We start from the raw sequence: 22,691 nt of genomic DNA on the forward strand, positions 1-22,691 counted from the left end.
GGGTCAGCCTTGCGGTGCCGGGCGCGCCGGCACATGCCAGATGCGCTCGGCATATTCGCGGATCGAGCGGTCGGCGCTGAACCAGCCGCAATGAGCGGTGTTGATGACGGAGCTCTTCCACCAGCCCGCCTGGTCGGCCCAGAGCGTATCGACGCGGCGCTGCGCCTGGCGATAGCTCTCGAAATCGTTCAACACCATGAACCAGTCATTGGCGCGCAGGCCCGCGACGAGGCCCTGATAGCGGTCGCGCTCGCGTGGCGAATAGGCGCCGCCGGCGACGGCGTCGAGCACGCCTTCGAGATGCGGGGTGGAGCGGATGACCTCCTCGGTCGGGCGTGGATTGCGCTTGGCGGCCTCGACCTCTTCCGCGGTCATGCCGAAGATGATGATATTGTTGGCGCCGACGCGCTCGCCGATCTCGATATTGGCGCCGTCGAGCGTGCCGATGGTCAGCGCGCCGTTGAGCGCGAACTTCATGTTGCCTGTGCCCGATGCCTCCATGCCGGCAGTCGAGATCTGCTCGGAGAGATCAGCGGCGGGAATGATGATCTCGGCCGCGCTGACATTGTAGTTCGGCAGGAACACGACCTTGAGCCGGTCGCGGGTGGTGATGTCGTTGTTCACCACATTCGCGACGTCGTTGATCAGGTTGATGATCGCTTTCGCCGTGCCGTAGTTCGAGGCGGCCTTGCCGGCGAAGATCTTCACGCGCGGTGCCCAGTCGCGATAGGGCTCGGAGCGGATCGCGTCATAGAGCGCGATCGTCTCCAGGATGTTGAGCAGCTGGCGCTTGTATTCGTGGATGCGCTTGATCTGCACGTCGAACAGCGCCGCAGGATCGACCACGACGCCGGTCTCTTGGCGGATTACCTGCGCCAGCTTCAGTTTGTTCTGGCGGCGGATTTCGACCAGGCGCTCATGCAGGGCGGTATCTCCGGCATGGGCCGCGAGCTTATGGATCTGGGTGATGTCGTCGCTCACGCCTGGACCGCAGACATCCTGCAGCAGCTTGGTCAGGCCCGGATTGGCGCTGAGCAGCCAGCGCCGCGGCGTGATGCCGTTGGTGACGTTGGTGATGCGGTCGGGGAAGATGGCGTGGAGCGGCGCGAAGACCGTTTCCTGCATCAAGCGCGAATGCAGGGCCGAGACGCCGTTGACTGTATGCGAGCCGACGAAGGCGAGATGGGCCATCCGCACGCGCCGGCCATGGGATTCGTCGATCAGCGAGACCGTCGAAAGCTCGACCTTATCGCCGCCTGTCGAGCGGCGTACGCCGTCGAGGAAGCGCGCATTGATGCCGAAGATGATCTGCATGTGGCGCGGCAAGAGCCGCTCCATCAGCGCGACTGGCCAAGTCTCCAGCGCCTCGGGCAGGAGGGTGTGGTTGGTGTAGGAGATTGTGCCGTTAGTGATGGCCCAGGCGTCCTCCCAGGCGAAGCCGCGCTCGTCTATCAGGAGGCGCATCAGTTCGGCGACGGCGAGCGCCGGATGCGTGTCGTTGAGCTGGATCGCGGCCTTGTCGGGCAGGTTGTCGAGCTTGCCGAACTGGCGGTAGTGCCGGCGCACAAGGTCCTGCAGCGAGGCGGAGGTGAAGAAGAACTCCTGGCGCAGGCGCAATTCCTGTCCGGCCGGCGTCGAGTCGTTCGGATACAGAACCTTGGATATCGCCTCGGCGCGGTTTCGCTCGGCGACGGCCCCTATGAGGTCGCCCTGGTTGAAGGCGTCGAGTTTCAGCGGGTGCATGGCGCGGGCGCGCCAGAGCCGCAACGTGGTGGCGTCGCGGCCGCGCCAGCCGATAATCGGTGTGTCATAGGCGACGGCGAAGACCGTCTCTTCCGGCTCCCAGACGACCTCTCCCGGTTTCTCCGTACCGGAGACCGAGCCGCCGAAGCCGATCTGATAGGCGCTTTCGCGGCGTTCGAACTCCCATGGGTTGCGGAAGGAGAGCCAGTCCTCGGGCACCTCGACCTGCTTGCCCCCATCGATCACCTGCTTGAACAGGCCGTGGTCGTAACGGATGCCGTAGCCGAGCGCGGGAACGCCGGTTGAAGCCATGGCCTCAAGATAGCAGGCGGCAAGACGCCCCAGGCCGCCATTGCCCAGCGCCGCATCGGGCTCGATCGTCTCGATCGCGCCGAGATCGACGCCGAGATCGGCCATGGCCTGCGCCACCGGGCCGGTGAGGCCGAGATTGTTCAGCGCGTCGGCGAGCGAACGGCCGATCAGGAATTCGAGCGAGAGATAGTAAACCCGCTTGCGCCCGGTCTGGTAGCTCTCATGGGTCGAGCGTTGCCAGACATCGACGACATGGTCGCGCACGGCGAGGATGACCGCGGTTACCCAATCATGCGGCTGCGCGACGGAGGGGTTCTTGCCGAGCGAATAGGTCAGCTTCCTGACGATCTCGGCTTTCAGCGTTTCGACCAGATCTTTCGATTCAGCGGCGGATGCCGGCCTTGCTTCGGAGGCTGTTTCGGTCAAGCGTGGAACCCCGGCTGTTTCGCTGCCGCGAGTGTCGAGGCAACGCCCGATCAAGTCCAGCCGAAACCACCGCACTGCAGCATCTTTCGCGGGGGCTCGGCCAGACGGATGAAAGCCGGCGACCGTCCGGCTGCCGGCTTTCGCGGATGCGCGTCCGCTCAGTTGGTCTGGCTGCGGGGTTCCTCGCGCGCTGTCCCGCTCATGTTCTTGGCGTTGGTCACCGCTGAATCGGCGAGGCCGACGATGCTGGTCCAGGCGCTACGCGTATAGGCGCCCTGATGCACGACCGCGTCATAGCCGATCGCGAGCACCGCGATGATCAAAAGAAGACGAAACATCTATCCCTCCCATGTCCACCCAGTCCAATCAACGCGCCCCGGCCAGGAGGGTTCCTTTCCGGGGCGTCCGCGAGAGCAATTGAACGATCCAATTGGATCGTTCAATTGCTCTAATCTTTTGTTTTAACGCGTTTTCCCCGCGCAAACGCTTCGCGTTTGTCGCGAGGGAATCGGTATCCACTTCGCTCGAAAACACTCTAGCCGATTGACCCGCCCGGCTTCGCGGTGTCCCCTCGCTGCGGGAAGGAAACAGGGAACCGGCATGTTCGAGGATCTGAGGGGCAAGCGCGTGCTGGTGACGGGCGCGTCGTCGGGCTTGGGCGCGCATTTCGTCGCGCTGCTGGCGGGGCAGGGCGCCGAGGTCGTCGCGGCAGCACGACGGCTCGACCGGTTGAGCGCGCTGGCGCGAGCCTGCGAAGGCCTTCCCGGCACGGTAAGGCCGCTCGCCTTGGATGTCGCTTCCGTCGCTGCGATCGAGGCCGGGCTTGCCGAGGCGAGTGCGGCGATGGGCGGGCTCGACGTGCTGATCAACAATGCCGGCGTCGCCGAGCCCGAGCGCGCGCTCGATCTGAGCGAGGCGCAATGGGACGCGCATCTCGACGTCAATCTGAAGGGCTGCTTCTTTGCCGCGCAGGCCGCGGCGCGGATCATGGCCAAGCAGGATGGCGGCGGCGCGATCGTCAATATCGCCTCGATCCTGGGCGAGCGGGTCGCGATCTCGGTCGCGCCCTATGCGGCGGCGAAGGCCGGCCTGATCCAGCTTACCAAGGCGTTGGCGCTGGAATGGGCGCGCCACAAGGTCCGGGTGAATGCGCTGGCGCCGGGCTATGTCATCACCGATCTCAACCGCGATTTCTTCGAGACCGAGCCGGGGCAAGCGCTGATCAAGCGCATCCCGATGCGCCGCGCCGCCGATCTCGGCGATCTCGACGGAGCGCTGTTGCTGCTCTGCGCCGATGCCTCGCGCTTCATGACCGGGTCGGTTATCGCTGTCGATGGCGGGCATCTGGTCAGCGGACTGTAACTCTCCGTCTTTCCGGGGCGATCCGAAGGATCGAGCCCGGAACCCAGAACCGATGCGCTCGATCCGTGAAGCGCATCATGTGAGTGCATTATGGAGAACCGGTATCGGCTCTGGGTTCCAGGTTCTTCGCTGCGCGAAGCCCTGGAATGACGGGGTGGCTCCTCGACTAAACCGGCAGCAACTCCCTCAGCCGCAGCAGCGCGATCGTCTCGACCTGACCCAGCGCTGTTTCGAATTCCTGTTCAGGCGAACTTTTCAGGCGCGCTTCGAAAGCCGCGACAATCTCGTCCTTGCCCATCCCCTTCACGGCGATGATGAAGGGGATGCTGAAGCGGGCCTTGTAGGCCTCGTTCAATGCGGTGAAGCGAACGCGCTCGTCGCTGGTCAATCGGTCGAGCCCGGCGGAGGCCTGTTCCTGGCTCGATTCCGGCGTCAATTCGCCTGCAGCTGTGAGCTTGCCGGCAAGGTCGGGATGGGCGAGCAGGAGCGCCTTCTGCTGGTCGCGCGAGCCGGCGCGCATCGCTTTTGCCATCGCCGCATGCAGGCCGGCGGCGCTGTCCTCGCCCGCGGCCAGGCCGGCGTCATGGGTGGCTGCCGCGACCCAGGGCGAATGCTCCCAGACCCGGCCAAAGACCTCGACGAAGAGCGCCTTGGGCAGTTTCGAGGGCACATAATCGCCTGCAGGCGGGTGATGCCTGATCCAGTGCCGAGCGATCTCGAGCCTTGTTGCGACCCAGACGCGATCATGGCTCTGAACATAGTCGAGGAAGCGCGCCAGCGCCGCGGCGCGTCCGGGCCGGCCGACGAGCCGGCAATGCAGCCCGACCGACATCATCTTGGGCGCCGTCTCGCCCTCTGCATAAAGCGTGTCGAACGAGTCCTTCAGATAGGCGAAGAACTGGTCGCCGGCATTGAAGCCCTGCGGCGTGGCGAAGCGCATGTCGTTGGCGTCGAGCGTATAGGGCACGGCGAGCTGCGGGCCGCTCGGGCCGGCGAGCCAATAGGGCAATTCGTCGGCATAGATATCGGCCGTGTAGAGAAAGCCGCCTTCCGCCATGGTGAGCGGAATCGTGTTCTGCGAGGTGCGGCCCTGATAGCAGCCGAGCGGGCGCTCGCCGGTGAGTTCGGTCTGGATGCGGATGGCTTCGAGAATGTCAGCGCGTTCGCGCTCGGCGGGCACATCGCGATAGTCGATCCATTTCAGGCCATGGGTCGCGATCTCCCAATGGGCCTCCTGCATCGAGGCGACGATCTCGGGATAGCGCGCAAGCGCGCTCGCCACCGCGAAGACGGTGACCGGCATCTTCCGTTCGGTGAACATGCGCCAGAGCCGCCAATAGCCGGCGCGCGAGCCGTATTCGTAGATCGACTCCATGTTCATGTGGCGCTGGCCGGGCCATGGCGCCGCGCCGACGATCTCGGACAGGAAGGCCTCCGAGGCCGCGTCGCCATGCAGGATGTTGTTCTCGCCGCCCTCCTCGTAATTGATCACGAACTGGACGGCGATGCGGGCCTGGCCCGGCCAATGCGGATTGGGGGCGTCGCGGCCATAGCCCTTGAGGTCGCGCGGATAGGCGGTGTCGGTCATGAGGTTCAGCTGCCGCGATAGGTTGAATAGCTCCAGGGCGAGGCCAGGAGCGGGACGTGATAATGGCCTTGCGCGTCGGCGATGCCGAAACGCAGCGGCACGATGTCGAGGAAGGCGGGCTCGGGCAGGGCTGTGCTCAGTGTGCGGAAATAGGCGCCGATCGCGAAGCTCAGCTCATAGGTGCCGGTGGTCAGCCCGTCTCCGCTCAGGAGAGGCGCATCGGTGCGGCCATCGGCATTGGTCCGGGTCTCGACGAGGCGGTGGCGGGAACCATCCGGCAGCAGGCGGTCGAGCGTGATCGCCACGCCCGGCGCCGGCCTGCCGTTGACCGTGTCCAGTACATGGGTGGAGAGGCGTCCCATTCGTCATGATACCTTTGCGGATGCGCGCGGCTCGGAACGAAGCTTGCCTTCGTGAAAAGGCCAACCCTAGTCTGGACGCATCATGAGAGTTCCACCCCGGATTCGGCCCTGTCAATCGCTCGCATTCGCGACCAGGGCGATCATGTCATGCGGGGACCGCGACCTGCCCCCTCTCCCCCCGCGGGAGAGGGTTGGGGTGAGGGGGCGCACTGCCCTTTCCAATCGCGGCCTTCGCGAGACGACAAGCCGGCAAGCGCGGCGCGACCCCTCATCCGGCGCTGCGCGCCACCTTCTCCCGCAAGGGGAGAAGGGAAGGGCGGCGGGGGATGCTTGACGCCTATCTCATGGAATGGGGCAGCATGCTGCTGCGCTGGCTGCATGTGATCACGGCGATCGCCTGGATCGGCTCGTCCTTCTTCTTTATCCATCTCGACGCCAGCTTGAGGCCTGCGGCGGACATTCCTCCAGGCGAGGGCGGGCGCGCCTGGCAGGTCCATGGCGGCGGCTTCTACGAGATGCGCAAATACCTGGTTGCTCCCGCCGTGATGCCGGCCGAGCTGACCTGGCATAAATGGCAGAGCTACTGGACCTGGATCTCGGGCTTCTTCCTGCTGGTCTGGGTCTATTATGCGCAGTCGGAGCTCTATCTGATCGATCCGGCGGTGATGGCGTTGTCGCCGCTCGCGGCGGGCGCGATCGGCATCGCGGCGCTGGCCCTGGGCTGGCTGTTCTACGACTTCCTATGCAAATCGCCTTTGGGCCGGAACGATGTGCTGCTCGGGCTCTTCGGCTTCGGCTATGTCGTCGCCGCGAGCTGGGCCTTCGCCAGCGTCTTTTCCGGGCGCGGCGCATTGATCCATACCGGCGCGCTGATGGCGACGATCATGACCGCCAATGTCTTCTTCAACATCATGCCGGGCCAGCGCAAGGTGATCGCGGCGCTGACGGCGGGCGAAAAGCCCGATCCGAAATACGGCAAGGCAGCCAAGCAGCGCTCGACGCACAACAACTACATCACCCTGCCGGTGCTGTTCCTGATGCTGTCGAACCATTATCCGGTGACCTACGCCAATTCGGCGGTGATCCCGGCGCTGGTGGCGCTGATCATCGTCGCGGGCGCGCTGATCCGGCATTTCTACAATCTCCGCCACGCCGACCATGCGAAGTCGCCCTGGTGGTGCTGGGGCGTCGCGATCCTGACGCTCTGGCTCGCCTTCTGGCTCGCGATGGCGTCCTCACCGGGCGGGCGCGAGCGGCTGGGGCTTTCACCGCTCGCTGCGGCCAAGCCCGTCTTGCTGGCGGGAATGGCGTTGCCGCCGGTTGAGATCAGCACCATCGTCAGCGGGCGCTGCGCCATGTGCCATGCGCCGGAGCCGTCCTGGCCCGGTATCCAGATCGCGCCCAAGGGGGTGCTGCTGCACGAGCCGGAACTCATCGCCACCCATGCCCGCGCCATCAGGGTGCAAGCGGTGATGACGCATGCGATGCCGCCCAATAATCTCTCCGGCATGACCCCGGATGAACGCCGGGTGCTGGCCGCCTGGCTCGGGAATACCCGCTGAAACGGATGAAGACGCTCACCAAGCCTTGACCTTGTCGTGTGGAAGCTGAACGCCTCGCCGATTTCATTCAGTTTCGGTTCACATCGACCACTGCATTTTCTCCGGCACTGACAGAATGGAGGCTGGTTCCGACTCCGGGATCGTCCAGTACTGAGGGGGCCGGGGGGTCCGCTTGAACACTTTTCTGAAGAAGGGCGTCAGCTATCGGCTGGCGGCCGTGGGTTTTGTTTGTGTCTGGGTGATCCTGTGCTGGCCATGGCTTTCAGGTTCCGTCACGATTCCGTTCGACGCCAAGGCGCATTTCCAGGCGCAGATCCAGTTCCTGGCGCAGGCGCTGCACAGCGGCCAGTCGCCGTTCTGGACGCATAATGTCTTCGGTGGCTCCCCCCAGGTCGCCGATCCGCAATCGCTGATCTTTTCGCCCGCGATCCTGCTCGCTTTGTTGACATCGTCGCCGAGCTTCCGCGAGGTCGATGCCTATGTGCTGGCGCATCTGCTTGCGGGTGGCCTTGCCCTGCTGATGTTCTTCCGCGACCGTAAATGGCACCCCGCCGGCGGCCTGCTCGCGGCGATCGTATTCGCTTTCGGCGCCTCGGCCGCGTGGCGCGTGCAGCATGTCGGGCAGATTGCGAGCCTTGCCTTCTTCGCCATCGCCTTCTGGCTGACGGCGCGCATGCTGCAACGCTCCTCGCTGGTCTCCGGCGCGCTCGCTGGCCTCGCCGGCGGCATGATGGTGCTGGAGCCGGACCAGGTCGCGATGCTCGGCGCCTATGTGCTGATCGGCATGGTCTTGGCGCATTGGCTCTCGGGCGGCTGGGCGGCTGTCCGCACCAGCCTTGCGCCGATCACGGTGGCGAGCCTGGCCGGCATCCTGACCATCGCCATGCCGTTGCTCTGGACCTGGCTCTTCGCCGAAGCGACGACGCGACCGGAAATCGATTTCGTCGAGGCAGGCCGCGGCTCGCTGCATCCCGCCTCGCTGCTGACCGCCTTCGTCGCGGATCTGTTCGGCGCGCGCGATCCGGCGGTCGATTTCTGGGGCCCTTACAGCCCCGCCTGGAATGCCAAGGAGCTGTTCCTGTCGCAGAACATGGGACAGGTCTATATCGGCGCGTTGCCGCTGCTCCTGCTGATCGCGCCCGGCCTGACGCGAGGCTGGCTCTGGGACAAGGCCGCCCGGCCGTTCAGCCTGCTCTTCCTCTTCATGGTGCTGTTCGCGCTTGGCCGCTACACGCCGGCCTTCCACCTGTTCTACGACTATCTGCCGGGCGTGAAGGCCTTTCGCAGGCCGGCGGATTCGACCTTCCTGATCGGTGGGCTCGGCGCCATCCTCGCGGGCTATGTGCTGCACCGCCTGCTGTCGGAGGAGAATCTGGGCTCGTTGAAGCGCGATTTCGCGATCGGGGCTGGGGTCGTCGCGGCGGTGATCGTGCTGGCGCTCGTGGTCTCGGCCGATGAGCAGCATCTGCGCGATGCCTGGTGGCCCGCAGCCTCCGCCGTGGGATGGTTTGGCGCGTCGCTGCTGGTGGTGGGCGTCCTGATGCGCTGGCGCAATGGCATCGGCCCGCTTGCCGCGGCCGTCCTGGTCACGGGCGTCATCGGCGCCGATCTCGGCCGCAACAACGGCCCCAATGAATCGACCGCATTGTCGCCCGACCTTTATGACGTGCTGCGTCCCGACACGCAAAACGAGACCGTCCGGGCGTTGAAGCGGCTCGTCGCCCAGCCCACGGGCTCGCCGCGCCGCGACCGGGTCGAGCTGCTCGGCATGGGCTTCGAATGGCCTAATGTCGGCATGGTGCACGGCTTCGACCATACGCTGGGCTACAATCCCTTGCGGCTCGCTGATTTCTCCGACGCCGTCGGTACGCGCGATTCGATCGGCGACCCGAAAGAGCGCAAGTTCACGCCGCTTTTCCCGTCCTATCGCTGCCGCCTGGCCGATCTGCTCGGCCTGCGCTACATCGCGACGCCGGTGCCGATCGGCCAGGTCGACTACAAGCTGCATGACGGCGACCTCAAGCTCGTCGCGCGCACCAAGGAGGGGTACATTTACGAGAACCCCCGCGCGCTGCCGCGTGTGATGTTCGTCGGTGGCTGGCAGATGGCCGATTTCGACGGCATGAAGGCTGGCGGGCGCTGGCCGGATGTCGATCCGCATCAGGCCGTGCTGCTCGATTCCGAGCCGCCCGATGCGTTGCCGGAAGGGCCGAGCACGGCCCAGGCCGAGGTCAAGCTTGGTCGCTACCAGAACACCGAGATCGAGATCGAGGTCACGGCGACACAAGCCGGGTTCGTCGTGCTCAACGACATCTGGCATCCCTGGTGGCAGGCGCAGGTCGATGGTGTCGATACCGAGATCCTGAAGGCGAATGTGCTGTTCCGCGCCGTGCAGGTGCCGGCGGGGACGCATAAGGTCCGTTTCAGCTTCCATCCGATCGAAGGCGCGCTGGCCGAGTTCCGAGATCGCGTCGATCCGCCGCGCGATATCGAGGACGATCTGCCGGTGCCCGGGCCGCTGCAGCCGCAGGTCGCGTCCGGAGATGCCGCTGGTCGCTTCCAGCCTGCGCTGGCGACTCCGTCACGCGCGACGCTGGAGACGCTGCGTCTCGGTTCGGTGCCGCAGCCTCAGATTGGCGAGCGCTCGCACATGTCCTCGACGCGGGAGTACTGAACGCGAGAGCAGGCTGCGAAAAAGTGGAAACCGGTTTTTCGCAGCCTGCTCTCACTCTGTAGATGAGAGATGGGGCGCGTGGCCCCGTCCGTCGTCCGCTCACGCGACTCCGAGCTTTTTCTGGAGGGATGTGGAGGAGGTCGTGTACTGGAAGGTCAGCCGCTTGTCGGGATAGACGTAGCGATGGACCTTTTGGGCGGCGAGTGCTGCCTCATGGAAGCCCGACAGGATGAGCTTGAGCTTGCCGGGATAGGTGTTGATGTCGCCGATGGCGAAGATGCCGGGTGTGCTCGTCTCGAATTTCTCGGTGTCGGCCGGGATCAGGTTCTCGTGGAGGTTCAGGCCCCAATCGGCGATCGGCCCGAGCTTCATGGTCAGCCCGAAGAAGGGCAGGAGCGTATCGCAGGCGATCTCGAAGGTCTGACCTTCGCTGTCACGGCAGATCGCAGCCTGGAGCGCCGAGCCCTCGCCCTTGAGGCCGGTGACCTGGCCGAGCTTCATGTCCATCTGGCCGGAAGCGACGAGCGCGCGCATCTGTTCGACCGAATGGGGCGCGGCGCGGAAATCGTCGCGGCGATGCATCAGCGTGACGCGCCTGGCGATGGGCTGCAGGTTGAGCGTCCAGTCGAGTGCCGAGTCACCGCCGCCGACGATCAGGATGTCGCGGCCGCGGAAGGCCTCCATCTTGCGCACGGCATAGAACACCGAGTTGCCCTCATAGGCCTCGATGCCGGGGATCGGCGGCTTCTTGGGCTGGAACGAGCCGCCGCCGGCGGCGACGACGACGGTCTTGGTCTCGAACACGGTGCCGGCATCGGTGGTGACGCGGAAGCGCGGGGCCTCAGTCGTGCCGATCGGCTCCAGCGCCTCGATCATCTGGTTCAAGTGGAAGGTCGGGCCGAAGGGCTTGATCTGCTCGACGAGGTTGTCGACCAGGCCCTGGCCGGTGACGATCGGGAAGCCGGGAATGTCGTAGATCGGCTTCTCCGGATAGAGCTCGGCGCATTGCCCGCCGACCTTGGGCAGGATGTCGACCAGATGCGCCTTGATGTCGAGCAAACCCAGCTCGAACACCGCAAACAACCCGCACGGACCCGCGCCGACTATCACGACATCCGTGGTGATGACCTCACCGGGAACGGCCACGTCGCTCATCTCATTTCCTTTGAAACGTTCAAAAATTCTGCAAACCGAACAGCGCCGCGCGTGACATGATGCCTCGCGCGGCGTCTGGCAAGTGTTTTCGGGTTCGCGCGTGTTTTCAGGCAGAGACTAGAGCCGGATCCGATCAGGTCGGATCGACCTGATCGGCGCGTGCTCTAGGTGTGGAGCCTCAACAGGTTGTCCTCGTCGAGAGCGAGTCTGCTGATTGGGGTTTTGGCCTGGATGCCGCCATGTGGTCGATGCCAATTGTAGTGGTGGAGCCAGCGCGGCAGCTCTTCGGTTCGGCGGTCTGAGTGGTCATAGGGCCTGGCATAGGCCCATTCGCGCAGAGCGGTCTGGATGAAGCGCTCGGCCTTGCCGTTGGTCTTGGGCGTGTAGGGCTTGGTCCTGATGTGTCGCAGGCCGAGATCGCGGCAGGCATCGCGGAAGGCGAAGGCTTTGTAGCATGAGCCGTTGTCGGTCATGACGCGGGTGACGGTGACGCCGAGGCGTTCGTAATAGGCCACCGCCGCCCTGAGGAAAGCGACCGCGCTTATGGCCTTCTCGTCGGGCTTCATCTCGACGAAGGCGAGCCGCGAGGCATCGTCGATGCAGACATGGGCGAACTCCCAGCCGAGACCTTCGCCGCGTCCACGCCGGTTGCTCTGGCGGGTCCGGTCCCCGGTGATGCGGTGGCCGACACCGTCGATGCGGCCGAGCTTCTTGATGTCGATGTGGATCAACTCGCCGGGATGGGCGCGCTCGTAACGGCGCACCGGCTCGGCCGGTTCGAGGTCTCGCATCCGGCTCAATCGCGCCCGCCGCAGGATCCGGCTCACCGTCGCCGGTGAGACGCCGACCTGCTTGGCAATGGCCTGACCGCTCAGGCGCTGGCGACGCAGCGCGATGATCTGCTCGGCCTGGCTGGCAGGCGTCGGGCGATGCAGCCGGTGCGGACGCGACGAGCGATCCGCCAGCCCAGCCACGCCCTCGGTGGCGAAGCGTGCGATCCATTTATGGACCGTCTTCAGGCTGACACCAACCGCGCTGGCGATCACAGCAGATGCCGAGCCAGCAGACGCCAAGCGCACAATCCGCTCTCGACCCAGCCGCGTCAGACGGGCATTCTTGTGGATGTTCATCCGGTTCCTCCCCGAGGGATACTGAAGCTTCGCAACCTCAGCTTCCTCGCTCGGGACCGGATGGACAACCTATTGAGAGCTCACATCTAGGCGCCAGTGTCAGCCCTGAGGCCGGCAGCGGTGATTCCGGCGAGGGCGGCCGCTTCGTCATTGTCCGAGGTGTCGCCGGAGACGCCGACCGCGCCGAGCAGCATGTTGTTCGTGTCGCGGATCAGCACGCCGCCGGGCACGGGCACGAGCGAGCCGCCGACCGCATGCGTCGCCGCCTCGATGAAATAGGGCCGCTCCTGCGCCATCTTGTGGAGCGCGCGCGAGCCGAGGCCCATTGCGACCGAGCCATGGGCCTTGCCAAGGGCGATCTCGCCGCGCTTCAGGCTGGTGCCGTCCTGCGCCGCGAAGACCTTCTGCGCGCCGCGCGCGTCGAGAACTGCGATGGTGAGCGGCTTGAACCCACCCTTTTCGGCATAGCTAAGGGCGGCTGCGAGAATGGTCTGGGCCTGGGCGAGCGTCAGCATCGGTGAACTCCGTTGGTGTCTTGGGGCTGGTGTCTTGAGGCTGGTGTCTTGGGGCTGGTGTTCTGGGGCGCTTGTGCCAGCGCGTCATTGCGGGGGGAAGAGGCCGCCGCGTCAGAGCAGTTGTGCCGAAAAGGGCCTGTCAGGTGACGCAAGGAAGAGTTGTGTTCGCGCAAAAATGCAACGTCTGTCTTGAACTTATCATGCTGAGAGGGCTTGATATGCCCCCCAACAGATGGAGAAGCCTCATGGGTCTGTTCAGTTTCATCAAGGATGCGGGCGCGAAAATTTTCGGCTCGAGCCCAGCCAAGGCCGCCACGGCGGACGAGTTGCAGAAAGAGCTGGCCGGTCATGGCTTGCCGTCCGACGTCGCGATCTCGATCGATGGCGATAAGGTGAAGGTCTCGGGCAAGGCGGTTTCGACCGAGCAGGCCGAGAAGATCATCCTGGCGCTGGGGAACACGACCGGAGTTGCCTCGGTCGAATCCGATCTCGCGGTGACCAAGGAAGCCGCCGCTGCCGTGTTCTACACGGTCAAGAAGGGCGACACGCTCTGGAAGATCGCCGAAGAGCATTACGGCAAGGGCCAGGGCGCCAAATACACCGACATCGTCAAGGCCAACACGCCGCCGGTGAAAAATCCCGACCTGATCCAGCCGGGCTGGGTGCTGCGGATTCCGGCGAAGGCCTGAGCGCGGCTCTGCGCGATCCGGCAACGGATCCCAAGACAGGCTGCGTCCCTCCGGGCGCAGCCGCAAGACAGGCCCCGAGCGGCCGCAGGCGCCCTGTTTGCGACGTACTCTCCACCATCTCCTGCATGGGGATATGCGCGGATCGTAGCGGCCGCGCATTCGAGCGGTGATCGCCAAGCTCCGCTTGTACCAGATCGATGCGTGCCAAGCTGCTTGATGAAGATCCAATCGTTGGCGAATTGATCCGAGGCTTGATCCGGCTCGGCATCGTGGTGGCAATTCCAGCGCTCACGCTCTATCTGGTAAATCTGCTGGATTGAGCTGGAGATGCGCCTTGATCGTGAAGGATCTCGATATCGACGCCGTCAAGGCCGGACTTGCGGATGGCTCGATCCTGGTGGTCGATGTGCGCGAGCCGCATGAATTCGCGGCCGGTCATATTCCCGGCTCGACCTCGCTGCCGCTCTCGCAATTCGACCCCGCCGCCATTCCCGACGAGCCCGGCAAGCGCGTCATCTTTTCCTGCGCCGCTGGCGTGCGCTCGCTGCGCGCGCTCGAATTCGCGCAAAGCTCGGGCCTCGATATCGACAGCCATTATCTCGGCGGCTTCAAGGATTGGGCGATGCGGGGCGGGCCGGTCGAGCGCTGAAGGCTTGATCCGGCGGGCGGCCTGCGGCCTTCAAGCCGCGACGGATGACGAGGATTCAGACATGACGGTTTCCATGTTTTTCCGCAGCGCGGCCTTTGCCTTCGCGCTCCTGGCGCTGACGCCTGCCGGCGCCCTGGCCCAGGGAGTGGCGACAACCGCTGCGCCAGCTGCCGACGAGGCTGGCCTCCAGGCCGCCATCGCCAAGTCCAACGCCTATACCGCCCTGATGAACCGGACGCTGCGTGCGATCCAGTCCTGGGAGCGCTATGCGAGCTGGGTCGACATGAAGAAGGGGCCGACCGGCAAGGAGCGCTACATCGATTACGGGCTCTACAGCCTTTATGACGTTGCGGGCGAGATCAAACGCGCCGAGGAGGCCGTCACCCGCGCGCCGGCGCTGCCGGAGATCGACCAGACGATCGGGCGCTACATCAAGGCTTATCAGGAGCTCGCGCCCCTGATCACCAAGGCGGAGCGCTATTACGAGCGCAAGGATTATCGCGACGACAACGCCACTGAGGGGCGCAATCTGCACATGCTCATGGTGCCGGCCGCAAAAACCTTCCTCGATGAGCGCGCGACGCTCGATGCCCAGATGCGCGTCTACAAGAAAGGGCTCGATCAACGCGAGCTCGCCGCTGTCGAGCAGCGGGAAGGTCGCTCAGTGCGCTGGCAGGTCCGCAACGTCATGATCAACGCCCGGGGGGTGATGGACCTGATGCCGAGCAATGAGAAGCCGCTCGTCGGCCTCAAGGCGTTCGACGCGGCCGTGGCCGATTATGCCGGCGCGGTGCGCGAGATGGACCGCTTCAAGGAGACCGAGCCCAAAGGCGTGCCCTTCATCGAAAGCCAGGCGAGTTCCTGGCTCGGCAGGCTGAGGGATTTTCGCGACAAGCTCGGTCGCGGCAAGGGCGATGTCCGGCGCGGTGCGGCCAACGACGCGAACTGGCTCGTCAGCTCCTACAACACCATGGTCTCGCTGTCGGAGACCGCAATCCGCACCGTCCGCTGAGCGATGCGCTGCATGCATCCCGGCGTGTCGCGCGCCGGGGTGACTGAGCCACGTTTCTAGGCCAGTCTTTCATTCGTCTTATCTGAGGATATCGGCTCATGCGTCCCATGAAATTCGGATTCGGCCAGCCCGTGCGGCGCGTCGAGGATCACCGCCTGACCACGGGCGCAGGTCGTTACACGGATGATACGGCTGTAGAGGGCGCGCTGCATGCCTTCGTGCTGCGCTCGCAATATGCGCATGCCAAGTTCACGATCCGGGACAAGAGCGCGGCCCGCAAGATGAAGGGCGTGAAGCTGATCCTGACGGGTGAGGACGTCGCCCATCTCGGCGGCATTCCCTGCAAGGGGCTGATCAAGACGATCTCGGGCGAGCCGGTCGTGCCGCTGCCCGTGCCGGTGCTGCCGACCGATACCGTGCGCCATGTCGGCGAGGCGGTCGCCTTCATCGTCGCCGAGACGCTCGACCAGGCGCGCGACGCCGCCGAGGCCATCGATATTTCCTGGGAGACACTACCCTCGATCACCGGCATCGCCGCTGCGCTGGAGCCCAAGGCGCCGCAGGTCTGGCCGGACCGGCCGGGCAATGTCGCCTTCGAGGCCGAGCAGGGCGACAAGGCCAAGACCGAGGCGGCTTTCGCCAAGGCTGACCGCACCGTCTCCGTCACCATCGTCAACAACCGGCTCGCCTCCAACTATATGGAGACGCGCGCCTGCATCGCCGAATACGACAAGGAGACGAAGCGCTGGACGCTGACGCTCGGCAGCCAAGGCAGCCATGGCACGCGCGACATCCTGGCGAGCTATATCCTGAAGGTCGACCCCAAGCGCATCCGCGTGGTCACGCCCGATGTCGGCGGCGGCTTCGGCACCAAGATCTTCATGTATCGCGAATACCCGCTGACCATGGTCGCGGCCGAGATGCTGAAGCGCCCGGTGCGCTGGGTCTCCGACCGCACCGAGCATTTCCTCGCCGACACCCATGGCCGCGCCAACCTCGCGACGGCGACGGTCGCGCTCGACAAGAAGGGTAAGTTCATCGCCCTCAAGGTCGATCTGGCGGCCGAGATGGGCTCCTATCTTTCCCAGTACGGACCCTTCATTCCCTGGGTCGGAACCACGATGACGCCGGGCTGCTACAGCATTCCCGCCGTCCATGTGCGCTTTAGGGGCGTGCTGACGAATACGACGCCGGTCGATGCCTATCGCGGTGCGGGCCGCCCCGAGGCCGCCTATCTGATCGAGCGGCTGGTCGATGCGGTCGCACGCGAGACCGGCAAGACGCCCGACGCCGTGCGGGCGCTCAACTTCGTCAAGCCAGGCGAGATGCCGCACAAGACCCAGACCGGGCCGGTCTATGATTCCGGCGAGTTCGAGGGGCATATGCGCCGCGCCATGGAGGTAGCGGACTGGAAGGGCTTCAAGAGCCGCCTCAAGGCCTCGACCAAAGCCGGCAAGATCCGCGGCATCGGCCTCGCCTGCTATATCGAGGCCTGTGGCGGCGGCGGGCCGGAGAGCTCGACCGTGATCCTCGAGAAGGACGGCATGGTGACCGTGCTGATCGGGACGCAGTCCAACGGGCAGGGGCATGAGACCGCCTATTCACAGCTCGTCTCTCAGCATCTCGACATTCCGATGGACCGCATCCGCGTCATCCAGGGCGATACCGACAAGGTCGAGACGGGTTCGGGCACCGGCGGTTCGCGTTCGATCCCCGTCGGCGGCGCGGCGCTCGACAAGGCGACTGCGATCCTCTCCGACAACCTCAAGCAGCTTGCCTCGGAGAAGCTCGAAGCTGGCGTCGGCGATCTCGAAATCGTCGATGGCGCGGTGCGCGTCGTCGGCACCGACAAGGCGCTCGACCTTGCCGCCATCGCCGCCCTGCCGGGCGCGACCTCAGCCATGCTCAAGGTGCACCAGAGTTGGGAGCCGCCGGAGGCGACCTATCCCAACGGCACTCATGTCTGCGAATTGGAGGTCGATCCCGGTACCGGAGCGACTGCGATCCTCAACTATGTCGTGGTTGACGATTTTGGCGTGACGCTGAACCCGATCATGCTGCAGGGGCAGGTTCATGGTGGCGCGGCGCAAGGCATCGGCCAGGCCCTGATGGAGGAAATCCGCTTCGACGCTGAGGGGCAGATGCTGACCGCGACCTTCATGGACTATGCCCTGCCACGTGCGGTCGACGTGCCGAACTTCCATTTCGAGACGCGCAATGTGCGCTGCCTCACCAATGCGTTGGGTGTGAAGGGCGCGGGCGAGGCGGGCGCCATCGGAGCCTGCCCGGCCGTGATGAACGCGATGGTGGATGCGCTCGACCGCGCGGCCGGCATCAAGGCGATCGACATGCCGGCGACCCCGATCAAGGTCTTCAATGCGCTGAAGCAGGCTGGATATCCGCTCTAAGAGCATTGATCCTGCCCTCACTTTTTGATGAGCGACGGATTCAGACTTCAGATGGGGTCACTTTGTGCCTCCATCTGAAGCTATCTGGCCCTGATGCAAGATTGCATTTGCTCTAATGCAAATGCCAATCGCGTGAGACCGGCTTGGCGGCAGCGCTCGGCTGTTGTGATCTGGAAAGGTTCTAACCGGCGTCATCCTGAGCGCCGGACAGCCTTCGGGGATGACGACGCATGATCCGCTTTGCTCTTGCCGCCACTGCTCTGATGCTCGGTTTTTCCACCGTCTTGGCGCAGTCTGATCCGATTGCCGAGCGCAAGGCCACGATGAAGATGATCGGCGGAGCCACCGGGCTCGGCGCCAAGATTGCCAAGGGCGAGGAGGCGTTCGACGCCGCCAAGGTCCAGGGCATCTTCAAGACCTATGTCGAGTCCGGCAAGAAGATGGAGACGCTGTTTCCCGACAGCTCCAAGACCGGCGACACCACCGCTGGCCCGAAGATCTGGGAAGATCAGGCGAACTTCAAGGCAGCACAGATCAAGTTCGAAAGCGATGCCGCGGCTGCAGCGACTGCCACCACCGATCTCGCCTCGTTCCGCACCGCGTTCGGCACCGTCACCAAGAACTGCGCTGCTTGCCACGAGACCTATCGCATCAAGAAGTGAGCGCTGCCGGTTTTTGACGGCGGCTGGCGGAGCTTTCTGCTGCGCGGCGCGTTCCACTCCAGCACTGTATCGTTCTTGCTCGAACATGCGGTGTCATCCCGGCGGCGTCGCTTCGCGGCGTGTTCGGGATGACGCAGTGGTTCTGACCTAGAGCAATTTTCGATGCAATCGGATCGCTAAATTGCTCTAGGTCTTTGCTCTTGACGCGTTTTCTTCATGCGAACCGGTATCCACTTCGCTCGAAAACGCTCTAGACTGCGCGCAATCTCGGGAGAGGATGAGAATGCTGCTGCTGCGCCGCTTGCTGGTCACCCTCGTCGCGCTGGCGGCGCTCGGCCTTGCCGGTTTCTACGTATTGACCGACCCGCGCGTGGTTTCGCCTGCTCCGCAGATCGGTGCGCTGCCGGCGCCGGACATCGAGAACGGCAAGCTGCTCTTTGCGGCGGGTGGCTGTTCGTCCTGCCACGCCACGCCCGGCCAGGACGACAAGCTCAGGCTCGGAGGCGGACTTGCATTGGGCTCGCCCTTCGGCAGCTTCCACGCGCCCAACATTTCGCCGCATACGCGCGACGGCATCGGCAATTGGGGCGTGAAGGACTTCGTCGATGCGATGGCGACGGGCGTCTCGCCGGCCGGACAGCATTATTACCCAGCCTTCCCCTATACCTCCTACCGGCTGATCCCGCCCAAGGCGCTGGCCGATCTCTTCGCCTATATCCGCACGCTCGCGCCGGTCGAAGGCAAGGCCGCGCCGCATGAATTGCCGTTCCCCTTCAACATCCGGCGCGTCGTCGGTGGCTGGAAGCTGCTCTTCTTCGACGGGGCCTCGTTCAAGCCCGATCCGGGCAAGAGCGAGGAATGGAATCGCGGCTTCTATCTGGTAAACGGCCCCGGCCATTGCGCCGAATGCCATTCGAGCCGCAACGCGCTGGGCGCCATCATCCAGGCGACGCGCTTCGCCGGCGGGCCTGATCCGGACGGCAAGGGCTGGGTGCCCAACATCACCCAGGCCGAGGATGGCCTGGGCAAATGGTCGAAGGAGGAGATCGCCGAACTGCTCAAGACCGGCTTCACGCCGAGCTTCGACAGCGTCGGCGGCTCGATGGCGGCCGTGGTGCGCAACATCGCGCAGCTTTCTGATGCCGACCGTCTGGCGATGGCGGAGTATCTGAAGTCGCTCCCGGCGGTGCAGGGGCCGGCGAGGCCGGCGAAGGTGGGGGGATGAGACCTCCAGCGCTTCAATGCGCAGGGCCGCTTGCCAGATGCCGCTCGTTCCGAGTGCGTTCGATCGAGGTTCTCATGGTGTTACGGCTGAATCCGCTTCAGCTGCGACATGCCGGGCTCCAGCGGCGAATGCTTGAAAAAGAGCCAAGCCTCCGGGCCAGTTGCCCAGTCCGCTGCTGCCATTGATATGACCGAGCGCTCCGACCTCGACAAGGCCACTGCCCCATTGGACGGCGCGCCGTTCGGCATAGTGGAACTCCCCATAGGGGTCGTCGGTGCTGGCGACGATGAGGGAGGGGAAGCGCAATCTGCCTTCAGGCACGGGCGCGAAGCTGGCGGCCTCCGCCGGGAAGGCAGCCCCGGTCGGATCGGGAACCGCGACGAGGAACGCCCCGGCGACCGGAAGAGACGAGATGCTTTGCCAATGGGCGACCAGCAGGCAGGCCAGGCTGTGGGCGACGAGGAGAGGCGGAGTTCGTGCCGAGGCTACCATGCGATCCAGCGCGGCGATCCAGTCGCCGAGATCCGGCTGGTCCCAGCTCGTCGGCTGAAAACGCCTGATATGCGGATTGCCGCATTCCCAATGGGTTTGCCAATGCGTTTCCCCGGAACCGCCGATGCCGGGCAGGATAATGATATCAGTCATGCTTTCCTCTCATTCGATATTTGGAGAGGATGGTCGCTTTGCTCGTCGTTCGGAATGAGCAATCATCGGAAAGCGCGTCCATTTTCCGATAGATTCAAGGTGAGGCATGCCGTCTGCTCGCGACATTCATCTCGCTCTCGATCCGACAGACATCGCCATCATCGAGGCGTTGCAGGCGGACGGACGAATTGCGATCTCCGAGCTCGGCCGCAGGATAGGACTGTCGCAGCCGGCGACTTCGGAAAGGGTCAAGCGCCTGGAGGAGCGGGGCATCATCGCCGGCTACGGGGCCAGGATCGATCCTACCAGCCTGGGGCTGTGCATGATGGCGATCATCCGATTGCGCACCACGCATGAGAATATCCGCCCATGCCTGAAGCAATTTTCCGAGATGCCTCAGGTCATGGAGGTGTTGCGGTTGACGGGCGAGGACTGCTTTCTCCTGAAGGTTCTGGTGCCGTCACCGGGAGAGCTCGAAACGATCGTGGATTCGATCGCGCGGTTCGGCGCCGTTACGACCTCTCTGGTCTTGCGCGACGAGCCACCGAAATTCATCGGACGCGAGCTCATTCAGCGGCGTTGAGCTCGAGCGCTACGCATGCGCAAGCGGGCGGGCTGTCCTGCGCTCCGCGAAGCGATCGGGTTCGAATTCGTCTCGTATCGATTTCGTCCGCAACTATGCGAGCCCGCGCCAATGCTTCCGCTGCGGTAGTTGATGCCTCGTCTTGACGCTCCGTGACAAGATCGATCAGCGCTCGGTGCCCGGTTTAGGGTCAGGTCGATATACCCTATACGCAGGCTATATCGCTCTTATCTGCTGATCAGGCTCCGCTCCAAGCGCTCGAACAGCTAACGTGGATGGCTACATTGAACGATACTAATGACAAACGCAGCCGGCCGGCTCGAAGAAGGATAAGAGCCGGTTCTCTCTGACCCGTCGCCGGCTGGTTGGTTCGGCTGTGGCGGTCGGGGCCGTTGCGGCTGCAGGGATTTCGCTGACGGGTGGACAGTACCGCGCCGCGGCTGCGGACCGGAAGGTCGATGTCCTGTTGATTGGCGGCGGCATCATGAGCGCCACGCTTGCCGTGCTGCTCCATGAGCTCGAGCCGCGCTGGACCATGGAGCTGATGGAGCGTCTCGACAGCGTCGCGGAGGAGAGCTCCAATGGCTGGAACAATGCGGGCACGGGCCATTCAGCGCTTTGCGAGCTGAACTACACCCCTGAGGATGCGAAAGGGAATGTGCAGATCGCCACGGCGGTTGCCGTCAACGAGCAGTTTCAGATCTCGCGTCAGTTCTGGGCGCATCAATTGAAGCAGGGCGTCCTGAAGGAGCCACGCTCCTTCATCAACTCGACGCCGCATATGAATCTCGTCTGGGGTGACGACAACGTCACCTTTCTCGAGAAGCGCTTCGAGGCGCTGAAAGCCAGCCCGCTGTTCTCAGGGATGGAGTTCACGAAGGACCCCGCGAAGATCGCCGAATGGGTCCCGATCATGATGGAGGGCCGCAAGGCCTCGATGCCGCTCGCGGCGACGAAATCTCCGCTTGGGACCGACGTCAATTTCGGTGAAATCACACGCCAGTTCACCGCATTCCTGAAGGGCCAGCCGGAGTTTCGCCTGCTCACCGGGCATGAGGTCCGCTCGATCACCCGGAATGGGGACGGCACCTGGCGCGTCTCGGCATTCGACCTGAAGACCGGCAAAGCGGTGCAAACAGTTGACGCCCGTTTCGTCTTCATCGGCGCGGGCGGCACCGCACTGCCTCTCCTGCAGCTCGCGGGCATTCCCGAAGCCCATGGCTATGGCGGGTTCCCGGTCGGCGGTTCCTTCCTGGTCACGGAGAAGCCCGAAATCGTCAACCGCCATCTGGCGAAGGTCTACGGCAAGGCGTCGGTCGGTTCGCCGCCGATGTCCGTCCCGCATCTCGATACGCGGATGCTCGACGGAAAGCAGGTCCTGCTTTTCGGGCCGTTCGCGACCTTCTCGACCAAGTTCCTCAAGAACGGCTCCTATTTCGATCTGCCGTCCTCGGTCTCGCTGGAAAACATCCGGCCGATGGTGTCGGTGGGGTGGAACGAGTTCGATCTGGTCGAATATCTCGCCGGCCAGTTGCTGATGTCCCATGGCGGCCAAATGGATGCGCTGCGGGAATATCTGCCTCAGGCAAAGGACGAAGACTGGCGCCTCTGGCAGGCGGGGCAGCGCGTTCAGATCATCAAGCGGAAGCCCGAGGGCGGCGGCGTTCTGACTTTCGGAACCGAGATCGTGGCGGCTGCGGACGGGTCCATGGCGGCGCTGCTCGGCGCGTCCCCGGGGGCTTCGACCTCGCCTCCGATCATGATCAATCTCCTCGCCAAGGTGTTCGCGGACAAGGTCGCGACCCCTGAATGGCAGAAGAAGCTCCGCGAGATCATCCCGAGCTATGGGGTGAAGCTCAACGACAATCCCGGCATGATCGCCGATGAGTGGGCGATGACGGAGAAGGCGCTGGAGCTCGCTGTCGCTTCGCCCACTGTCTCGGTCAAGACTGCGGCGGGAGGCTGAACAGCGCCCCAGTAGCGGAGAAG

General features: G+C 64.4%; 20 protein-coding genes. 12 read left to right on the forward strand and 8 right to left on the reverse strand.

Going from position 1 to position 22,691, the window contains the following annotated elements; translation table 11 throughout:
- Window positions 1-3 precede the first annotated feature (3 nt).
- Window positions 4-2,481, reverse strand: coding sequence for a glycogen/starch/alpha-glucan phosphorylase (locus ACSQ3P_RS00445; protein ID WP_436163748.1), 2,478 nt, complete (start codon window positions 2,479-2,481; stop codon window positions 4-6).
- Between the two features lie 158 nt (window positions 2,482-2,639).
- Window positions 2,640-2,819 carry a hypothetical protein gene (locus tag ACSQ3P_RS00450; protein ID WP_436163749.1) on the reverse strand — a complete coding sequence of 60 codons (180 nt, stop codon included), beginning with the start codon at window positions 2,817-2,819 and terminating at the stop codon, window positions 2,640-2,642.
- A 262-nt stretch (window positions 2,820-3,081) separates the two neighbouring features.
- Between ACSQ3P_RS00450 and ACSQ3P_RS00455 the strand changes: the two genes are divergently transcribed.
- Window positions 3,082-3,843: an SDR family NAD(P)-dependent oxidoreductase gene (locus tag ACSQ3P_RS00455; protein WP_436163750.1), complete on the forward strand. Its 762-nt coding sequence runs from the start codon at window positions 3,082-3,084 to the stop codon at window positions 3,841-3,843.
- A 166-nt stretch (window positions 3,844-4,009) separates the two neighbouring features.
- Here ACSQ3P_RS00455 and puuE read toward each other — a convergent pair whose 3' ends face one another.
- Together puuE and uraH are read right to left on the reverse strand one after the other, a co-directional pair.
- Window positions 4,010-5,431 (reverse strand): allantoinase PuuE, encoded by a 1,422-nt coding sequence (gene puuE, locus ACSQ3P_RS00460; RefSeq protein ID WP_436163751.1) that lies wholly within the window; start codon window positions 5,429-5,431, stop codon window positions 4,010-4,012.
- A 5-nt stretch (window positions 5,432-5,436) separates the two neighbouring features.
- Entirely contained in the window at window positions 5,437-5,793 is a 357-nt protein-coding gene (gene uraH / locus ACSQ3P_RS00465) for a hydroxyisourate hydrolase (RefSeq protein ID WP_436163752.1), read from the reverse strand.
- Between the two features lie 326 nt (window positions 5,794-6,119).
- Here uraH and ACSQ3P_RS00470 point away from each other — a divergent pair, with 326 nt between their 5' ends.
- Window positions 6,120-7,355 (forward strand): urate hydroxylase PuuD, encoded by a 1,236-nt coding sequence (locus tag ACSQ3P_RS00470; protein ID WP_436163753.1) that lies wholly within the window; start codon window positions 6,120-6,122, stop codon window positions 7,353-7,355.
- Between the two features lie 172 nt (window positions 7,356-7,527).
- Window positions 7,528-10,029, forward strand: coding sequence for a hypothetical protein (locus ACSQ3P_RS00475; RefSeq protein ID WP_436163754.1), 2,502 nt, complete (start codon window positions 7,528-7,530; stop codon window positions 10,027-10,029).
- A gap of 99 nt (window positions 10,030-10,128) precedes the next feature.
- Here ACSQ3P_RS00475 and ACSQ3P_RS00480 read toward each other — a convergent pair whose 3' ends face one another.
- From ACSQ3P_RS00480 to ACSQ3P_RS00490, 3 genes are all read right to left on the reverse strand, one after another.
- On the reverse strand, window positions 10,129-11,184 hold the full coding sequence (locus ACSQ3P_RS00480; RefSeq protein ID WP_436163755.1) for an NAD(P)/FAD-dependent oxidoreductase: 1,056 nt from the start codon (window positions 11,182-11,184) through the stop codon (window positions 10,129-10,131).
- 164 nt (window positions 11,185-11,348) lie between these two features.
- Window positions 11,349-12,314, reverse strand: coding sequence for an IS481 family transposase (locus tag ACSQ3P_RS00485; protein ID WP_436163756.1), 966 nt, complete (start codon window positions 12,312-12,314; stop codon window positions 11,349-11,351).
- 86 nt (window positions 12,315-12,400) lie between these two features.
- Window positions 12,401-12,829: a GlcG/HbpS family heme-binding protein gene (locus tag ACSQ3P_RS00490; RefSeq protein ID WP_436163757.1), complete on the reverse strand. Its 429-nt coding sequence runs from the start codon at window positions 12,827-12,829 to the stop codon at window positions 12,401-12,403.
- A 245-nt stretch (window positions 12,830-13,074) separates the two neighbouring features.
- Between ACSQ3P_RS00490 and lysM the strand changes: the two genes are divergently transcribed.
- From lysM to ACSQ3P_RS00525, 7 genes are all read left to right on the forward strand, one after another.
- A complete protein-coding gene (lysM, locus tag ACSQ3P_RS00495; RefSeq protein ID WP_310156890.1) occupies window positions 13,075-13,518 on the forward strand; it encodes a peptidoglycan-binding protein LysM in 444 nt (147 codons plus the stop codon).
- Window positions 13,519-13,715: 197 nt separating this feature from the next.
- A complete protein-coding gene (locus ACSQ3P_RS00500) occupies window positions 13,716-13,838 on the forward strand; it encodes a hypothetical protein (RefSeq protein ID WP_436163758.1) in 123 nt (40 codons plus the stop codon).
- 14 nt (window positions 13,839-13,852) lie between these two features.
- Window positions 13,853-14,167, forward strand: a complete 315-nt coding sequence (locus ACSQ3P_RS00505; protein WP_436163759.1) for a rhodanese-like domain-containing protein — start codon at window positions 13,853-13,855, stop codon at window positions 14,165-14,167.
- 61 nt (window positions 14,168-14,228) lie between these two features.
- Window positions 14,229-15,179: a DUF3829 domain-containing protein gene (locus ACSQ3P_RS00510; protein ID WP_436163760.1), complete on the forward strand. Its 951-nt coding sequence runs from the start codon at window positions 14,229-14,231 to the stop codon at window positions 15,177-15,179.
- Window positions 15,180-15,277: 98 nt separating this feature from the next.
- Window positions 15,278-17,587 carry a xanthine dehydrogenase family protein molybdopterin-binding subunit gene (locus ACSQ3P_RS00515; RefSeq protein WP_436163761.1) on the forward strand — a complete coding sequence of 770 codons (2,310 nt, stop codon included), beginning with the start codon at window positions 15,278-15,280 and terminating at the stop codon, window positions 17,585-17,587.
- Between the two features lie 230 nt (window positions 17,588-17,817).
- Window positions 17,818-18,249: a c-type cytochrome gene (locus ACSQ3P_RS00520; RefSeq protein ID WP_436163762.1), complete on the forward strand. Its 432-nt coding sequence runs from the start codon at window positions 17,818-17,820 to the stop codon at window positions 18,247-18,249.
- 283 nt (window positions 18,250-18,532) lie between these two features.
- A complete protein-coding gene (locus ACSQ3P_RS00525; protein WP_436163763.1) occupies window positions 18,533-19,474 on the forward strand; it encodes a c-type cytochrome in 942 nt (313 codons plus the stop codon).
- 72 nt (window positions 19,475-19,546) lie between these two features.
- Here the strand turns inward: ACSQ3P_RS00525 and ACSQ3P_RS00530 are convergent, their stop codons facing one another.
- The gene (locus tag ACSQ3P_RS00530; protein ID WP_436163764.1) at window positions 19,547-20,119 is read right to left on the reverse strand and encodes an RBBP9/YdeN family alpha/beta hydrolase; all 573 of its coding nucleotides are present in this window, start codon (window positions 20,117-20,119) and stop codon (window positions 19,547-19,549) included.
- Window positions 20,120-20,225: 106 nt separating this feature from the next.
- Between ACSQ3P_RS00530 and ACSQ3P_RS00535 the strand changes: the two genes are divergently transcribed.
- Both ACSQ3P_RS00535 and mqo read left to right on the forward strand, forming a co-directional pair.
- Window positions 20,226-20,702, forward strand: coding sequence for an Lrp/AsnC family transcriptional regulator (locus ACSQ3P_RS00535; RefSeq protein ID WP_436163765.1), 477 nt, complete (start codon window positions 20,226-20,228; stop codon window positions 20,700-20,702).
- A 346-nt stretch (window positions 20,703-21,048) separates the two neighbouring features.
- Window positions 21,049-22,668, forward strand: a complete 1,620-nt coding sequence (gene mqo / locus ACSQ3P_RS00540) for a malate dehydrogenase (quinone) (protein WP_436165132.1) — start codon at window positions 21,049-21,051, stop codon at window positions 22,666-22,668.
- Window positions 22,669-22,691 lie beyond the last annotated feature (23 nt).

The organism is Allobosea sp. LjRoot9 (assembly GCF_964252745.1).
Classification (GTDB): domain Bacteria; phylum Pseudomonadota; class Alphaproteobacteria; order Rhizobiales; family Beijerinckiaceae; genus Allobosea.

Bases quoted from the DNA above. Each gene is read 5' to 3' on its own strand.
- ACSQ3P_RS00450 (WP_436163749.1), bottom strand. From the start codon at position 2,819: ATGTTTCGTCTTCTTTTGATCATCGCGGTGCTCGCGATCGGCTATGAC.
- ACSQ3P_RS00455 (WP_436163750.1), top strand. From the start codon at position 3,082: ATGTTCGAGGATCTGAGGGGCAAGCGCGTGCTGGTGACGGGCGCGTCG.
- puuE (WP_436163751.1), bottom strand. From the start codon at position 5,431: ATGACCGACACCGCCTATCCGCGCGACCTCAAGGGCTATGGCCGCGAC.
- uraH (WP_436163752.1), bottom strand. From the start codon at position 5,793: ATGGGACGCCTCTCCACCCATGTACTGGACACGGTCAACGGCAGGCCG.
- ACSQ3P_RS00470 (WP_436163753.1), top strand. From the start codon at position 6,120: ATGCTTGACGCCTATCTCATGGAATGGGGCAGCATGCTGCTGCGCTGG.
- ACSQ3P_RS00480 (WP_436163755.1), bottom strand. From the start codon at position 11,184: ATGAGCGACGTGGCCGTTCCCGGTGAGGTCATCACCACGGATGTCGTG.
- ACSQ3P_RS00485 (WP_436163756.1), bottom strand. From the start codon at position 12,314: ATGAACATCCACAAGAATGCCCGTCTGACGCGGCTGGGTCGAGAGCGG.
- ACSQ3P_RS00490 (WP_436163757.1), bottom strand. From the start codon at position 12,829: ATGCTGACGCTCGCCCAGGCCCAGACCATTCTCGCAGCCGCCCTTAGC.
- lysM (WP_310156890.1), top strand. From the start codon at position 13,075: ATGGGTCTGTTCAGTTTCATCAAGGATGCGGGCGCGAAAATTTTCGGC.
- ACSQ3P_RS00500 (WP_436163758.1), top strand. From the start codon at position 13,716: ATGCGTGCCAAGCTGCTTGATGAAGATCCAATCGTTGGCGAATTGATC.
- ACSQ3P_RS00510 (WP_436163760.1), top strand. From the start codon at position 14,229: ATGACGGTTTCCATGTTTTTCCGCAGCGCGGCCTTTGCCTTCGCGCTC.
- ACSQ3P_RS00515 (WP_436163761.1), top strand. From the start codon at position 15,278: ATGCGTCCCATGAAATTCGGATTCGGCCAGCCCGTGCGGCGCGTCGAG.
- ACSQ3P_RS00520 (WP_436163762.1), top strand. From the start codon at position 17,818: ATGATCCGCTTTGCTCTTGCCGCCACTGCTCTGATGCTCGGTTTTTCC.
- ACSQ3P_RS00525 (WP_436163763.1), top strand. From the start codon at position 18,533: ATGCTGCTGCTGCGCCGCTTGCTGGTCACCCTCGTCGCGCTGGCGGCG.
- ACSQ3P_RS00530 (WP_436163764.1), bottom strand. From the start codon at position 20,119: ATGACTGATATCATTATCCTGCCCGGCATCGGCGGTTCCGGGGAAACG.
- ACSQ3P_RS00535 (WP_436163765.1), top strand. From the start codon at position 20,226: ATGCCGTCTGCTCGCGACATTCATCTCGCTCTCGATCCGACAGACATC.